Origin of the sequence: Stenotrophomonas sp. ATs4 (genome assembly GCF_051861585.1) — a bacterium.
Taxonomy (GTDB): Bacteria; Pseudomonadota; Gammaproteobacteria; order Xanthomonadales; family Xanthomonadaceae; genus Stenotrophomonas; species Stenotrophomonas maltophilia_AS.
In genome coordinates, this window is sequence record NZ_JBLYPK010000003.1 from 399,141 (window position 1) to 415,254 (window position 16,114).

Sequence of the window (16,114 nt, forward strand, 5' to 3'; positions counted from 1 at the left end):
GCTTCACGCCGCGCGCACTACCGTTTGCGCACTTCTTCACCAATGGGACGGCATGGGCGTGATCGGCCGACGTACAAGGATGCACCGCGCAGCGGTCGGATTGGGCTTGGCCCTGCTGGTTGGCGTGCCCCCCGCAGCCCTCGCTCAGTCCACCTCCGACACTCCAGCACTGGACTGGGAACAGGCACGGCAACGCCTGGAGCAGGTCTCCGATGCACTGGCCGCCGCCGATGCAGCGGTGCGCAACAAGCAGGACCTGCAGGAAGCCACCCGCCTGCTGCGCCTGCCGGAGATCACCGGCGAAGTGCGCCGCCTGCAGTTCCAGAAGACCCTCACCCTGCCACTGGGTTCGCTGGCACCGGTGGCCGAGGCCTTTGGCATCGACTCGCCGCTGTCGTTCACCGAACGCGACTGGCGCACCCGCCCGGTGGTCACCGCGGTGCTGCCGCTGTACACCGGCGGCGTGATTCCGGCCGCGCAACGTGCCGCCAGCGCCGCGCACGAACAGGCCAGCGCCGAGCGCGAAGCACAGCGCCAATCGCTGACCGTGCAGCTGGCCCAGGCCTATTTCGGCCAGCGTCTGGCCGAGCAGGCGGTGGACGTGCGCCGCGATGTACGTGATGGCCTCAACCGCCACCTGTCCGATGCAGAGAAGCTGGAACGCGAGGGCTTCGCCACCCGTGCGCAGCGCCTGCAGGCCACCGTGGCCCGCGACAAGGCCGAACGCGAATACCAGAAGACGCTGAACGACCTGGCCACGCTGAAGGCCGCGCTGGCCACGCTGCTGCGCAGTGGTGGCGAAGTGCAGCCGGTATCGCCGCTGTTCGTGCAGCGCGTGCCGCTGGAACCGGTGGCCAGCTTCGAGCGCACCGCGCAGGCGCGCCAACCGCAGATCGCGCGGCTGCGTGCGATGGTGGCGCAGGCCGAACAGGGCGTACGCGTGCAGCAGGCCAAGCTGAAGCCGCAGATCTTTGCCTTCGGCCAGTACGACTTCCGCCGCCGCGACGAGATGCTGACCGATCCGGACTGGGCGTTCGGCATCGGCCTGAAGTACACCTTCCTGTCGCCGAATTCGCGGCCGGCGCAGATCAGCGCGGCGCGCGCGCAGCAGGACCAGGCCGAAGCCGGCCTGCGCGAAGCCGAAAACCAGGTTGCACTGGGCGTGCGCAAGGCCTGGAACGAACTGGAAACCGCGCGCCAGCAGTACGTGCTGCTCGACAGCAGCATCGCCCAGGCACAGGAGAACCTGCGCCTGCAGGCGCTGGCGTTCCGCGAAGGCCAGGCCACCTCGCTGGATGTGATCGACGCGCGGCTCGGCCTGGGCGGCGCCCGTGTCGAGCGCGCGCAGGCCGCCTACCAATACGATATTGCGCTGGCACAGTTGCTGGAGATCAGTGGACAGATGGACCGTTTCGAGGAATTCCGGCGGCGTGCGGACGAGGTGATCGACCATGAGTGATGTGCTGCACGACGAAGCAACGACGCCCCCCGGCAAGCGCCGGCTGGGACCGATCCTGGTGGTGGTTCTGCTGATCGTGGTGGTGCTGGGCCTGTGGCTGGCCTGGCGCAGCCCGGCCGACCAGATCCAGGGCATGGCCGACGCGGACACCATCAACGTGGCCGCCAAGATCACCGCGCGCGTGGCCGAACTGAAGGTGCGCGAGGGCGACCGCGTGCAACCCGGGCAGGTGCTGTTCCTGCTCGACAGCCCCGAAGTGGCCGCCAAGGAACAGCAGGCGCACGGCGCGCTTGCAGCCGCTCAGGCGGTGGCGGACAAGGCCGACGAAGGCGCACGCAGCGAAGACATCCGCGCCGCCGAAGCGAACTGGAAGCGGGCCGAAGCCGGTGCGACGCTGGCTGAAGCCACCTACCAGCGCGTGCAGAACCTGTTCAACGAAGGAGTGATGACCCGGCAGAAGCGCGACGAAGCGCATGCCCAGGCCACCAGTTCACGCGAACTGGCCCGCGCCGCCCGCGCGCAGTACGACATGGCGTTGGCCGGCGCCCGCGAGCAGGACAAGCGCGCCGCACAGGGCCAGGTGCAGCAGGCGCAGGGTGCGGTGGCCGAAGTCAACGCCGCGCGTGTCGAAGTGGAAGGGCGCGCGCCGGTGGCCGGCGAAATCAACAAGCGCATGGCTGACCCGGGTGAACTGGTACCCGCCGGCTATCCAGTGTTCACCCTGGTCGACATCGACCGCATGTGGGTGGCGATGAACCTGCGCGAATCGCAGATGCAGGGCCTGAAGGTTGGCAGCAAGCTGCAGGGCAGCGTGCCGGCGCTCGGCGTGGACGGCGAGTTCGAGGTCTACTTCATCAACCCGGCCGGTGACTATGCAACCTGGCGTACTACCCGCCAGTCGTCCGGCTACGACGTCCGCAGCTTCGAGGTGCGGGTGCGCCCGGTACGCCGCATCGAGGGCTTCCGCCCCGGCATGAGCGTGCTGTTCGCATGGCCCCAACACTGAACCCCGACCACGGCGGCGTCGCCGCCTCCTGGCGGCGCGAACTGCAGTCGCTGCGCGGCAACCGCGCCGATCTGATGCTGGTCACCGTACTGCCCCTGCTGATGCTGGTGGTGATGGCGTGGATGTTCACGCCCTCGGTGATGCGCGACATCCCGATCGCCGTGGTCGACCTCGACCACAGCAGCGACAGCCGCCTGCTGCTGCGCATGCTCGATGCCAGCCCGGGAGTGCGTATCGCCAGCCAGCCCGTGGACATGGAAGACGCGCGTTCGCAGCTGCGCAGCCTGGACGTGTTCGCCATCGTACTGGTGCCGCGTGATGTCACCCGGCAGGCGTTGCGTGGGCGCCAGGGCACGGTGTTCGCCTATTACAACGCCACCTACATGACCACCGGCCAGTCCGCCGCGCGCGATATCGGTGATGCGGTCTCTGCCTGGAACGCACGCCTGCTGCGCGAGCGCATCGGCCTGCAGGTCGGCCCGGGCAAGCTGCGCGCGGCACCAATCGCGGTGCAGTCGGACATCCTCTACAACCCGGCGCGCAGCTACGAGCTGTTCCTGCTGCCACTGATCTTCCCGGCAGTGTTGTCGCTGGTGCTGGCGCTTGCCGTGGCCGGCAGCCTCGGCCGCGAGATCCGCGACGGCGCCCTGCCCGACTGGTTGGGGCACACGCCATGGGCTGCGATTGCCGGCAAGGTCGCGCCGTACATCCTGCTGTTCTCGCTGTATGGCGCGCTCGGCATCGGCTACCTGGCCTGGCTGCGCGGCGATGGTGTGGCTGGCAGCGTGCTCCTGCTGCTGCTCGCACAGCCCCTGTTCTATCTGGCCACCGCCGCCTACGCGTTGTTCTTCGTCGGCGTCACCCGTGACATGGGCACTGCGCTGTCCGCAGTGGGCCTCAGCATCGGCACTGCACTGGCGTTCTCCAGCGCCACCTTCCCGGTGCTGGACGGCCCCTTGTTCACCCGCGTCTGGCATCAGCTGCTGCCACTCAGCGCCTACATCAAGCTGCAGACCCAGCAGCAGTTCATCGGTTCGCCGCTGCAGGTTTCGGTATGGCCGCTGGCCACGCTGTTGTTGATGGCGGTCGTGGCGGGTGGCATCGGCGGCGTGCGCCTTATCGCCTTCGCGCGCACGCCCGAGGCCGCGCAACCGGCGGGGGCCGACGCATGAGCGCACTCTGGCGCAGCCTGCGGCAGACCCTGATGGCGGTGCTGTGCGACCGCTATGCGATCGTGGTGATGGTCGGCGCGGTGATCCTGTACTCGTTCTTCTACCCGGCCGCATACCGCCACCAGGTGGCCGGCAACCTGCCGGTGCTGGTGGTGGACCAGGACCACAGCGCGACCAGCCGCGAACTGCTGCGCAAGCTCGATGCACTACGGGTTGCACGCGTGGTCGGGCAACCGGCCGACATCGACAGCGCGCGCCAGCAGCTGGAAGCCGGCCACGCCGAAGGCATCGTGCTGATCCCGGCCAACCTGGAGCGCGACATCCTGCGCGGCCACCCGGCCAAGCTGGTGCTGCTCGGCAACGGCGCCTACCTGGGCCGTGCCAGCTGGGTGCTGGGCAGTGTGGCCGATGCACTGGGTGCGTTCGGGCGTGACGCTGTGGTCGGCCAGGCCGCCTTCATGGGCGCGCCGCAGGCACCGCCGGTCACCCTGGTGCAGCGCCCGCTGTACAACACCCAGGAAGGCTATGGCAGCGCCATCGTGCCCGGCGTGGCCGAGCTGATCGTGCACCAGACACTGTTGATGGGTATCGGCGTGCTGCTCGGCGGCCGCCGCCTCATACTTGGCCGCCGCCTGCGCTTCGACCTGCCAACGCTGGCCGGCATGGCGCTGGGCTTCGGCCTGATCGGCCTGTTCGGCCTGTTCTACTACGCGGGTTTCACCGCCTGGGTGCAGGACTATCCGCGTGGCGGCAACCCGCTGGGCCAGCTGCTGGGCGGCACCTTGTTCATCGCCGCCACAGTGGCGTTCGGCTTGTTCGTCGGCAGCTTCTTCCGCACCCGCGAGCGCGCCTTCCAGTACATCATCGCCACCTCCATCCCGCTGTTCTTCCTGGCCAACCTGTCTTGGCCTTCGGTGATGACGCCGCAACCGCTGGTCTGGCTGGCGCAGCTGTTGCCAACCACCTCGGGCATCAACCTGATGGTGCGCCTGAACCAGATGGACGCCAGCCTGGCCGAAGTCAGCCACGAACTGATCACCCTCACCGTCCTGCTGCTGCTCTACGGCAGCCTCGCCACCTGGCGCCTCCTCGCAGAAAAGGGGACGGAGGGGATTAAGTCGTAAGCGGCCGGCTTGGGGAATTACGACTTAATCCCCTCCGTCCCCTTTTTCCACAACGAGGAACGCCGGCACAGGGCCGGCGTTCGAGTACTGCGGTGTGGAAGGGCTGAGCGGTTCGCGCAATCAACGATAGACGCGCTCGCAACGGCGTTCGACCACGCGATCACCGTTCTTCTGCTGGCTGTTGCCCTGGATCTGGCGGCCGGCAGCACCGCCGGCTACGGCGCCGGCCACGGTGGCGAGCTTCTTGCCGTTGCCACCACCCACCTGGTTGCCCAGCAGGCCACCGATCACCGCGCCGGTGGCGGTACCGGCAATACGGTTGGGGTCGCGTGAATTGCGCTGCACTTCCACGTTCTTGCAGACCACACGGCTGCCATCATTGAACTTGCGTCCCTCATCGCGTGGTCCGTAGGTCTGCGCGCCCGCAACGGACGATGCCGCCAGCAGCGTGCCCAGCACAAGCAGTCGGGTCGAAGTCTTCATGGCCATCTCCTGAGGTCTGGTATGGCACGAGTGTCCTCCCGCCGTTGGCAACCGGAAGTGAAATGCGTGTGTCCGCCACTTCATCGGCCATCGCCCGTTCAGGAAGAAAATCCGCGCCCATCGCGATCAGCCATCGCGATGGGCGCCGTCTCCCTGCCGGCGTTCCAGCCCTGCTAGAACTCTTCCCAGCCGCCCGCATTGGCCGCCAGCGTCGGCTCGATGCGCGGTGACAGCGACGCTGGCCGCCGTACCGGAGTGACCGTCGCAGCCACCGCCGCCAGGGCCGGGCGTACCGCTGCTGCTGCCGTGACAGCACCGGTGCGGAACACCGATACCGCCTCGGCCAGCAGCGTGGACTGCTCCTCCATCGAGCGTGCCGCGGCACTGGCCTCTTCCACCAGCGCGGCGTTCTGCTGGGTTGTCTCGTCCATCTGCACCACCGCTTGATTGACCTGCTCGATGCCCGAGCTCTGTTCCTGCGAGGCGGCGGAGATGTCGGCCATGATGTCGGTCACCCGCTGCACGGAGGCAACGATCTCACCCATCGTGGTGCCGGCCTGGCGCACCAGCGCTGATCCATCGGCAACCTTGCCGACCGAATCCTCGATCAGGCCCTTGATCTCCTTGGCAGCACCGGCCGAACGCTGCGCCAGCGTGCGCACCTCGCTGGCGACCACCGCAAAGCCCCTGCCCTGCTCACCGGCGCGCGCGGCTTCCACCGCTGCGTTCAAGGCCAGGATGTTGGTCTGGAACGAGATGCCGTCGATGACCGAGATGATCTCGGCGATCTTCTTCGACGATGCCTCGATGGCCGACATCGTCGTCACGACCTGGCCGACTACCTCGCCGCCCTGCGAGGCCACGCCATGCGCACCGATGGCAAGCTGGTTGGCCTGGCGTGCGTGCTCGGCGTTCTGCTTCACGGTAGAGGTCAGTTCCTCCATCGACGCCGCTGTTTCTTCCAGGTTCGCCGCCTGCTGTTCGGTACGCCGCGACAGGTCGGTGTTGCCCGAAGCGATCTCGCCCGCCGCCAGATTGATGCTGGACGCACTGGCCTGGATGCGGCCGACGATCTGCTTGAGCTGATCGACCGTGGCATTGCAGTCATCACGCATGCGCGCGAACACCCCATGGAAATCGCCCTCCATGCGCACGGTCAGATCGCCGCGTGAGATGGCCTGCAGCAGGGTAGACACCTGCACCAGGTTCTCGTCGGTGGTCTGCATCAGCCGGTTGAGCCCAGCCACCATGTCGCGGAAATCGTAGGCGAAACGATCCTCGTCGCCGCGCAGGCTGAAGTCGCCGGCTGCGGCCGCGGTTGCCAGCCGGCGGATCTCACTGTTGATCGCTGACAGGCTGCTCTTGGTCTCATCCATCGCCTGGGTGATCGCCGCCTTCTCGCCAGGCAGTGGATCCATGTCCACCGACAGATCACCGCGTGCGTAGTGCTTCATCACCTCGATCAAGCGGTTCTGCACCTGCACATGCGAGCCGACCAGCGCGTTGGTCTCGTGCACCATGCGCCCGTAGTCGCCGGGGAAGGCACTCTCGTCCATGCGGTAGCTGAGGCTGCCGGCATCGTGCTGGCGGGCAAGTTCGCCCTGGGCGGCCATCACCGCCTGCAACTGCGCCTGCATGCGCTGCATCGATCTCAGCAGCTGGGTCACCTCATCGTTGCCGGAGGCGTCGATGCTGCTGTCCAGTCGGCCACCGGCGATGCCGTCGGCCAGCTTCACCGCACCCTCCAGCGGCCGGGTCAGGCTGCGGGTAATCGCCCACGCCGCCAACGAACCCAGCAACAGGCTCAGTGCCCCGAACACGATCGACAAGGTACCGGTCCAGGCTTCGGTCGAACGGTATTCCTCACGGCTGCGCTCGGTCAGCATTTCCTGATGCCGAAGCAGGGCCGAGATCGATTCATTCCAGGCGGTGGCCAAACCATGCTCGGCCAGCAGCTCCTTGGCCGCGCCGTCGAAATCACCTGCCTTCATGCGTTCATGCAGATGTCGGGTCGATGTATCGGTGGCCTTTCGCGCTGCGTCGATACGGGTCACCAGTGCATTGCCGGTGGCATCGCGCGGAATCTTGATATATCGGGCCCAGATGCCATCGTAGGTCTTCGACAGTTCCTGTGCGCGCTGATAATCCTTATCAAAATCCTCGCCGCGCTTGATCACCATCAACCGGCGATGCATCAGCACCGCGTTGTTGGTATCGAGCATGTCGTTCAACAGCCGCATCTTCACCATGTTGACGTCCACCACTTTCTCGAACTGGGCGGATTTCAGCTGGTTTCCATAAAGCACGAGGCCGATGATGGCCATGATGAACAGCAGCAGCAGACCGAAACCGGCACCCAGCCGGAAACCCACACGAAGGTTGCGTAAGGCGAGCATCTCAATTCCCTTGATCGTGGCCGTACGATCGATGGCGGCTCGACCAAGGGAAACTTTATGGGCCTCGATTATTATATCGATCCAAAACTCTGGAACTGTGCAGACCGGCGTGAAAAGCAACAACGCTGCACCCCAAGAATGTCACGACATACTCACAAGATAATCCCGCCCACACTCCGCCCTTGATCATCACCGGTCATTCGCACCGGACAAAACCGTCCAGAATCCCGTGGAATCGTACCGATGCCGCAGAAGCCGATACAGTCGTCGCATGACCCTTGTCCTGCAGATCGACGGCGCAGCCATCAGCGACATCACCAGCTTCTACGTGGAAATCAACCGGGTATTCATGGCTGGCGAAGATTGGCAACTGGGGCCAAGCCTGGACGCATTGGATGACCTGCTATGGGGTGGCTACGGTGCACTCGCCGGTCATGCCTCCGCCACGGTGGTCTGGCGCGACATCGAACACAGCCGCCACGCACTGGGTCGCGAGACCACACGGGCGTGGCTGCGGTCTAAACTCGATCCGGCCGGCAGCTTCAACACCGCGGCGGTCACGGGCCAGCTGGCGGCGCTGGAACGGGGCCAGGGACAGACCTACTTCGAGATCGTGATGGAAATCTTCAACGGCCACCCGCAGGTGACTCTGGTCCTCGCTTGAGCGTGCGGCGACGACAACGCGTTTCGCTTCAGAGCTTCGCCAGGGCCTCGCCCAGCCGCTGCGGGAACGCGGCCTCGCTGGCCAGGTGCCACGCGCGCGCATTGGCGCCCAACCGGCTCCATTCCAGCTCATCCATGGCCAAGGCACGCTCGATCGCCTGTTCCAGCGCCGCTTCGTCCACGTGCCAGGTCCTGGACAGGTGGCAGGGCTGGCCCTCATGGGCCGCAACGGGAATGCCACGCGTGTCGTCGATCATCTGGTTCATCGGCGCGCCGTCGCAGGTGATCACCACCGCCGCACAGCTCATCGCCTCCACCAGATAATGGCCCCAGCCTTCAGTCTGCGACAGGCACAGGTGGAACGCGTGCTCGTTCTGCAGGCGTTGCACTTCCTGGTCGGGCAGGCGCTCTCGGACGATCCGCAGGTTCGTGGCACCGCCCTCGTTCTCGTCCGAAGGGCCGCCGCGCAGGATGGTCAGCAAGGGCCATTCCGGATGGCGCTTCCAGACCTCGACCAGCGTTGCCGTGCCTTTCATGCCACTGGTACCGGCCGCATGCAGGAAGCTGCGGGGCTTGCGCGGTACTGAAGGGTCGTAACGGTCACGGCTGCAGAAACCGACTTCCAGCGCACGCAGCCCAAGTGCAGTGAAGATGCGCGTGGCTTCTTCGGTCTTGGTCAGCAACGCATCGAACCGCGGCAGGATGCGCAGGCTACGTGCGGACACCCATTCCGGATTCGGGATCAACAGATTGACTTTGGCCAGTCCGAAGCTTGCCGGCCGGACATGTTCCAGCGAGATGTTGATGTCGAACCGGGACGGCGTGCGCCCCAGGCTCAGCCACGAGGCCAGCAGCCTACGCAGGCGCATCCGGCGGAGTTTCCAGGCACCACCGTTGCGCACCGCGTCCAGGCGGCTGACCGTCACCTTGTGCCCGAGCTGCTGCAACGAGCGCTCGATCACCTGGATGTCATGGGACAGGCCACGCTGGTTGTCGGCGGCCAACAGATGGATATGCGCCATCAGGAGGCGCTCCCTTCCCGGCGCAGGTCGCGCGCAGGCAAGGCGGTCGCCAGCATGAAGCCCAGCACCAGGTAGAAGTAGAACGAATGCGGCATCGCCCGGTAGAACACGTTGTCCGTGAACGCCGAAAGCGCATAGACGATGACCACGGCAAGTCCTGCGGTAGCGATCATCGCGGTCACCTCATCGGCATGGCCGAGACGTCGTACGAAGTGGATGCCTGGCAGGATGAAGACCAGCAGCATGATCACCAACAACGGCACACCACCGGTCACCGCCGCTTCCAGGTATTCATTGTGCGGGTGGTTGTAGCGGTAGATCGAATCGGACACCTCGCCGCGGGCGATGCCCTCACGTGCATAGGTACCGAACTGGTTCAGGCCCACCCCCGCCACGGGATGGTCGGCGAAGGCGTCGACCGCCACGCCCCACATGGCGATGCGCTCGCGGACCGAGCCGACCTCGTTTTCCTGGTTGAAACCGGAGATCTCGCCGCTGACCTCACCGAAGCGTTGGATCACCTCGTGGTTCAGCACCGAGGTGGCACCGGCCACGCCGATGACCAGGGCACCGACGAAGGCCAGCGCCCCGCGCCAGCGCCGGGTGCGCCGGACGTGCACGGCAATCACCATCAGCATGGCGGGAATGAAGGCCAGGATCGGCCCGCGGCTCTGCGCCAGGATCGAGCCGTAGACCCCGACCGCGATGGCGATGCCATGCAGCCAGCGCTCGGCCGGATGGACGTTCGGCTGGATCAGCCGGATGACCGAGAACAGCGCCATGCACAGCGTGACCATGGCGAACTCGATGGCCGTCCACTCACCACCGCTGAAGCCATGTGCGCGTTCCATGCCCATCACGTGGTGCTGCACGATGCAGGAACCACCGAAGACCAGGGTGGACAACGCGAAGACCTTCCAGATCAGGCGCCAGTCCAGGGCGGTGGCGAACACCGCGGCCGTGCCCAGGTAGATCAGGGTCTGCGCGGGAAGGTCCAGTTCGTTCCAGCGCAGGCCATGCCAGCCGATGCTGTAGAAAGCGTAGGCCAGGCGCAGCAAGCAGACGATCACGATGAACCGCGCGATGCGGTAGCGCAGGCGGACATCCGGCTGGCGGCGGATCAGGACCACGCCGGTGACCAGCAGGACAAGCAGCAGCACTGCCTTCAGCAGGGTGAACGGTGCGGATCCAGCCAGCGGAACAATGGCGACCAGGATGCTGAGCAGGACGGTACGCCAGGTGTAACGAGGTTCGGCGGCCGTGCAGGCTGCAGTCATGCTTGTTCTTTCCATCAACGCCCGCCCGGGGATGAGCCGCCCCGGTTTCCATGGAGGCCGTTTGGCGGAAATCGCCGGGGCTGACACTACCGTGGGGGCCTACGGAAATCAACCAAACCACAGGTGCCTGGGCCGTGGGAGTTGGCGTGCAGACAGCCCCGCCCGACGGCCCTGCCCGGAGCTCCGACGCCGCGGGCCATCGACCGACCCAGGTCGCTACACTAACGGTCCTCCCGGCCATGCCTGCATGGCCACGCCCCGACGCCCTGCCAAGACGCGAAACGCCCCAAGTGACTGATACAAAAGACAACACCAGCAACGCCAAGGCGTCCAAGGAACACACCCCGCTGATGAAGCAGTTCTTCGCAGCCAAGTCCGACTATCCGGACCTGCTGCTGTTCTTCCGCATGGGCGACTTCTACGAACTGTTCTATGACGACGCGCGCAAAGCCGCACGCCTGCTCGACATCACCCTGACCCAGCGCGGCAGCTCCGGTGGCGCCCCCATCCCGATGGCCGGCGTGCCGGTGCATGCCTATGAAGGCTACCTGGCACGGCTGGTGGCGCTGGGCGAATCGGTGGCGATCTGCGAACAGATCGGCGACCCGGCGCTGGCCAAGGGCCTGGTCGAACGCAAGGTGGTGCGTATCGTCACCCCCGGCACCGTCACCGACGAGGCGCTGCTGGATGAACGCCGCGACACCCTGCTGATGGCCCTGTCGCGCAGCAAGCAGGGCTACGGCCTGGCCTGGGCCGACCTGGCCGGCGGCCGCTTCCTGGTCAACGAAGTGGAAACCGACGACGCCCTGGAAGCCGAGCTGGCCCGCCTGGAACCGGCCGAGCTGCTGGTGCCCGACGAGGAGAACTGGCCGGAGTTCCTGCGCCAGCGCACCGGCGTACGCCGCCGCGCGCCGTGGCTGTTCGATGCCGACAGCGGCCGCCGACAGCTGCTGGCCTTCTTCAAACTGCATGACCTGAGTGGCTTCGGCATCGACGACAAGCCACGCGCCACGGGCGCGGCCGGCGCCCTGCTCGGCTATGTCGAAGAAACCCAGAAGCAGCGCCTGCCGCACCTGACGTCCATCTCGATGGAAACCGCCGGCGAAGCAATCGCGATGAATGCCGCCACCCGCCGCCATCTGGAACTGGACACGCGCGTGGACGGCGACACCCGCAATACCCTGCTGGGTGTGCTCGACAGCACGGTGACGCCGATGGGCGGCCGCCTGCTGCGGCGCTGGCTGCATCGCCCGCTGCGCCTGCGCGAGGTGCTGGTGCAGCGCCACCACGCGGTGGAAACGCTGATCGACCGTGGCAGCGATGCAGATATCCGCGAACAGTTCCGCCGACTCGGCGACCTCGAGCGCATCCTCACCCGGGTGGCGCTGCGCTCGGCGCGTCCGCGCGATTTCTCCACCCTGCGTGACGGTCTTGGCCTGCTTCCGGCGGTGCGCGAGGTGCTGGGGCCGCTGGATTCGCCGCGCCTGCAGGCCCTGCATGCCGCGCTCGGCGAACACGACGAGTGCGCGCACCTGCTGGCCAGCGCCATCGCCGAGATGCCGCCGCTGAAGCTGAGCGATGGTGGCGTGCTGGCCGATGGCTTCGACGAAGAGCTGGACGAGCTGCGCCGCCTGTCCACCCATGCCGACCAGTTCCTGGTCGACCTGGAGCAGCGCGAGCGCGCGAGCAGCGGCATTGCCACCCTGAAGGTGGGCTACAACCGTGTGCACGGCTACTACATCGAAATCAGCAAGGGCCAGTCCGACCGCGCGCCGGTGCACTACACCCGCCGCCAGACGCTGACCAATGCCGAGCGTTACATCACCGAAGAGCTGAAGGCCTTCGAGGACAAGGTGCTGTCCGCGCGCGACCGCTCGCTGTCGCGCGAGAAGTACCTGTACGAGCAGCTGCTGGATACCCTCGGCGGGCAGCTGGAACCGCTGAAGCAGTGCGCTGCGGCGCTGAGTGAACTGGACGTGCTGGCGGCCTTCGCCGAACGCGCACAGGCGCTGGACTGGGCGCGCCCCGAACTGCAGGCCGAGCCGTGCCTGAAGATCGAGCGCGGCCGTCATCCGGTGGTCGAGGCAGTGCGCGAGCAGCCGTTCGAACCGAACGACCTGGACCTGCATCCGGATCGCCGCATGCTGGTCATCACCGGCCCGAACATGGGTGGTAAATCGACCTACATGCGGCAGAACGCGCTGATCGTGCTGCTGGCCCACATCGGCAGCTTCGTGCCGGCCCGCCGTGCGCTGATCGGCCCGATCGACCGCATCCTGACCCGCATCGGCGCCGGCGATGATCTGGCACGCGGGCAGTCCACCTTCATGGTCGAGATGGCCGAGACCAGCTACATCCTGCATCACGCCAGCGCCCATTCGCTGGTACTGATGGATGAGATCGGCCGTGGCACATCAACCTACGACGGTCTGGCGCTGGCCGACGCCGTGGCGCGTCACCTCGCCTACCAGAACCGCTGCTACACGCTGTTCGCCACCCACTACTTCGAGCTGACCGCGCTGGCCGACGAGCAGCACGAGGGCGGCCGCAGCGGCATCGCCAACGTGCACCTGGACGCGGTCGAGCATGGCGAGGCGCTGGTGTTCATGCACGCGGTGAAAGACGGCCCGGCCAACCGCAGCTTCGGCCTGCAGGTAGCGGCACTGGCCGGCCTGCCGCGCGCGACCGTGGCCCAGGCCCGCAGGCGCCTGGCCGAGCTGGAACAGCGCGGCGGAGACAGCCACGCTGCTGAACTGGCGCCGCAGGCTCTGGATGCCCCGCAGCAGTTCGGGCTGTTTGCTGCACCGTCGAACAAGGCACAGGAAGCGCTGGCAGCAATCGATCCGGACGAGCTGACCCCGAAGCAGGCGCTGGAAGCGCTGTACCGGCTGAAGGCGCTGTTGTAATCGCAGCGCACGCCCATGGCCTCCCGCCCAGTTGCGGGAGGCCGTTCGAAAGGCTCCGTAAATTTGATTCTGCATTCCAATTGATAAAATCTATCAAGCTGAATGAATCATTCGATTATTCATTTCATCTGGCCATAGCTAAAGTCGAGTGAAGATGTTTCTCCCACGTCTTCACCGCCACCAGGAGCCAGCCGATGAGCCAGTCCGACAACAACAACGCCAAGTGCCCGTATCACAGCGCCCCGACGCCTGAAGAAGGCGCCCAGCAGCAGCGCGAGCTGAGCACCACGCCGAAGCAGAAGCATGGCGATGATCCGGTCACCCCGATGACCACGGCCTTCGGCGCGCCGGTGGTGGACAACCAGAACAGCAGGACCGCCGGCCCGCGTGGCCCGCTGCTGATGGAAGACGTCTGGCTGCTGGAGAAGCTGGCCAATTTCAATCGCGAAATCATTCCCGAACGCCGCATGCACGCCAAGGGTTCGGGCGCCTACGGCACCTTCACCGTCACCCACGACATCAGCAAGTACACCCGCGCCAAGCTGTTCGAGAAGGTCGGCAAGCAGACCGAGATGTTCGCCCGCTTCACCACGGTGGCCGGCGAGCGTGGCGCCGCCGACGCCGAGCGTGACATCCGCGGCTTCGCACTGAAGTTCTACACCGAAGAAGGCAACTGGGACCTGGTGGGCAACAACACGCCGGTGTTCTTCCTGCGCGACCCGCGCAAGTTCGGCGACCTCAACAAGGCGGTCAAGCGCGACCCGCACACCAACCTGCGCAGCGCGCGCAACAACTGGGATTTCTGGACGCTGCTGCCCGAAGCCCTGATGCAGGTGACCGTGGTGATGAGCGACCGCGGCATTCCGCGCAGCTTCCGCCACATGCACGGTTTCGGCTCGCACACCTACAGCTTCACCAACGCCGACAGCGAACGCTTCTGGGTGAAGTTCCACTTCGTCAGCCAGCAGGGCATCGAATCGCTGACCGACGCGCAGGCGCAGATCCTGGTCGGCCATGACCGCGAAAGCCACGGCCGCGACCTGTTCGCCGCGATCGAGAAAGGCGACTTCCCGAAGTGGAAGCTGTTCATCCAGGTCATGCCGGAGCTGGATGCCGAAACCTACCGCGTGCATCCGTTCGACCTGACCAAGGTGTGGCCGAAGAGCGACTATCCGCTGATCGAAGTGGGCCAGTTCGAACTGAACCGCAACCCGGTCAACTGGTACCAGGACGTGGAGCAGTCGGCGTTCGCACCCAGCAACCTGGTGCCGGGCATCGGTCCGTCGCCGGACAAGATGCTGCAGGCGCGCCTGTTCGCCTACTCCGATGCGCAGCGCTACCGCCTGGGCGTGAACCACCACCAGATTCCGGTGAACGCAGCGCGCTGCCCGGTGCACAGCAACCACCGCGACGGCGCGATGCGCGTGGACGGCAACTACGGCGGCCTGCCGCACTACGAGCCGAACAGCTACGGCCAGTGGCAGGAACAGCCGCAGTACCGCGAACCGCCGATGAAGATCCGGGGAGACGCCGATTTCTGGAATTTCCGTGAGGACGACGCCGACTACTTCAGCCAGCCCGGTGCGCTGTTCCGCAGCTACAACCAGGCACAGAAGGAGCGCCTGTTCGCCAATACCGCCCGCGCCCTCGGCGATGCGCCGGACTTCATCAAGCAGCGCCACATCGACAACTGCAACAAAGCCGATCCGGCCTACGGTGCCGGCATCGCCGCAGCCCTGAAGGCGCTGGCCGACCAACCGTCCGACCCGTTCAAGCCGGCCCAACCGGAAGCGGATTTCCCCAGCGCGACCCCGGGTGCGGAAGACATCGAGCTCTGATCCGCCTCCCCGACGTACGGTGCGCCGCCTCCCCGTGAGGCGGCGTCGCCGTTTTAACGGTCCGCGTCGTACCTTCTGCACGCCCAACCCCAAACAAGGATTCCGCAGATGAGCCTGACCGACGAACTTCTCGCCAAATTGCAGGGCGCCCCGCTGCAGCAGGTGTCGCAGCAGCTTGGCATCAGCGATACCCAGGCCTCCGGCGCGATCAGTGCCGCGCTGCCGGTGCTGATGGGCGCGCTGGGCAACAACGCCTCGCAGCCACAGGGTGCACAGGCACTGCTCGGCGCATTGCAGAACAACCACAGCGGCCTGGACCTGGGCAGCGTGCTCGGCTCGGTGCTGGGCGGCGGAGGCAATGGCGCGGCCAGCGATGGCGCCGGCATCCTCGGCCACATCTTCGGCGGCAGCCAGCAGAAGGTGGAAACCGGCCTGGCCCAGGCCACCCAGCTCGACAGCGGCCGCACCGGCCAGCTGCTGCAGATCCTTGCCCCGATCGTGATGGCTTTCCTCGCCCAGCGGCTGGGTGGTGGCCAGGCCAATGCCGGCTCGCTCAGCCAGGCCCTGGGCCAGGAGAAGCAGCAGGTACAGCAGCAAGGGGGGCTTGCCGGTGGCCTTCTCGGCAGCCTGCTGGACCAGGATGGTGATGGACAGCTCGGTGTGGGCGATCTGCTCAAGCTGGGCGGCAATCTGCTCGGCGGCAAGCGCTGACGGAAAGCGTCACCGGGCATGGCCCGGCGCTACCGGGTGCTGCATTGATCGGCATCC

The 16,114-nt window shown here is 66.3% G+C and carries 12 protein-coding genes; 8 read left to right on the top strand and 4 right to left on the bottom strand.

The window, feature by feature from the left end; genetic code table 11:
* Window positions 1-52 precede the first annotated feature (52 nt).
* Genes ABR323_RS07905 through ABR323_RS07920 form a run of 4 tightly spaced genes read left to right on the top strand, consistent with a single transcriptional unit; the run spans window position 53 to window position 4,761 of the window.
* Window positions 53-1,459: a TolC family protein gene (locus tag ABR323_RS07905; RefSeq protein WP_439448891.1), complete on the top strand. Its 1,407-nt coding sequence runs from the start codon at window positions 53-55 to the stop codon at window positions 1,457-1,459.
* Window positions 1,452-2,465: an HlyD family secretion protein gene (locus tag ABR323_RS07910; RefSeq protein WP_439448892.1), complete on the top strand. Its 1,014-nt coding sequence runs from the start codon at window positions 1,452-1,454 to the stop codon at window positions 2,463-2,465. Before ABR323_RS07905 ends, ABR323_RS07910 begins: the two co-directional genes overlap by 8 nt.
* Complete coding sequence (locus ABR323_RS07915) at window positions 2,450-3,637, top strand: ABC transporter permease (RefSeq protein ID WP_439448893.1); 1,188 nt, start codon at window positions 2,450-2,452, stop codon at window positions 3,635-3,637. Before ABR323_RS07910 ends, ABR323_RS07915 begins: the two co-directional genes overlap by 16 nt.
* Window positions 3,634-4,761, top strand: coding sequence for an ABC transporter permease (locus ABR323_RS07920; protein ID WP_135272772.1), 1,128 nt, complete (start codon window positions 3,634-3,636; stop codon window positions 4,759-4,761). The genes ABR323_RS07915 and ABR323_RS07920 overlap by 4 nt, the downstream gene beginning before the upstream one ends.
* 120 nt (window positions 4,762-4,881) lie before the next feature.
* Here ABR323_RS07920 and ABR323_RS07925 read toward each other — a convergent pair whose 3' ends face one another.
* Complete coding sequence (locus tag ABR323_RS07925; protein WP_005415760.1) at window positions 4,882-5,250, bottom strand: glycine zipper 2TM domain-containing protein; 369 nt, start codon at window positions 5,248-5,250, stop codon at window positions 4,882-4,884.
* Between the two features lie 167 nt (window positions 5,251-5,417).
* Window positions 5,418-7,640 (bottom strand): methyl-accepting chemotaxis protein, encoded by a 2,223-nt coding sequence (locus ABR323_RS07930; protein WP_439448894.1) that lies wholly within the window; start codon window positions 7,638-7,640, stop codon window positions 5,418-5,420.
* 271 nt (window positions 7,641-7,911) lie between these two features.
* Between ABR323_RS07930 and ABR323_RS07935 the strand changes: the two genes are divergently transcribed.
* Window positions 7,912-8,304 carry a barstar family protein gene (locus ABR323_RS07935; RefSeq protein WP_439448895.1) on the top strand — a complete coding sequence of 131 codons (393 nt, stop codon included), beginning with the start codon at window positions 7,912-7,914 and terminating at the stop codon, window positions 8,302-8,304.
* Between the two features lie 28 nt (window positions 8,305-8,332).
* On the opposite strand, the gene ABR323_RS07940 is transcribed toward ABR323_RS07935, so the two are convergent.
* Window positions 8,333-9,325 (bottom strand): glycosyltransferase, encoded by a 993-nt coding sequence (locus tag ABR323_RS07940; RefSeq protein ID WP_439448896.1) that lies wholly within the window; start codon window positions 9,323-9,325, stop codon window positions 8,333-8,335.
* Window positions 9,325-10,602: an O-antigen ligase family protein gene (locus tag ABR323_RS07945; protein ID WP_439448897.1), complete on the bottom strand. Its 1,278-nt coding sequence runs from the start codon at window positions 10,600-10,602 to the stop codon at window positions 9,325-9,327. Before ABR323_RS07945 ends, ABR323_RS07940 begins: the two co-directional genes overlap by 1 nt.
* Window positions 10,603-10,841: 239 nt before the next feature.
* On the opposite strand from ABR323_RS07945, the gene mutS reads away from it, so the two are divergent.
* From mutS to ABR323_RS07960, 3 genes are all read left to right on the top strand, one after another.
* The gene (gene mutS, locus ABR323_RS07950; RefSeq protein ID WP_439448898.1) at window positions 10,842-13,508 is read left to right on the top strand and encodes a DNA mismatch repair protein MutS; all 2,667 of its coding nucleotides are present in this window, start codon (window positions 10,842-10,844) and stop codon (window positions 13,506-13,508) included.
* A 194-nt stretch (window positions 13,509-13,702) separates the two neighbouring features.
* Window positions 13,703-15,346 carry a catalase gene (locus tag ABR323_RS07955; RefSeq protein WP_135272767.1) on the top strand — a complete coding sequence of 548 codons (1,644 nt, stop codon included), beginning with the start codon at window positions 13,703-13,705 and terminating at the stop codon, window positions 15,344-15,346.
* A 108-nt stretch (window positions 15,347-15,454) separates the two neighbouring features.
* The gene (locus tag ABR323_RS07960) at window positions 15,455-16,057 is read left to right on the top strand and encodes a DUF937 domain-containing protein (protein ID WP_439448899.1); all 603 of its coding nucleotides are present in this window, start codon (window positions 15,455-15,457) and stop codon (window positions 16,055-16,057) included.
* Window positions 16,058-16,114 lie beyond the last annotated feature (57 nt).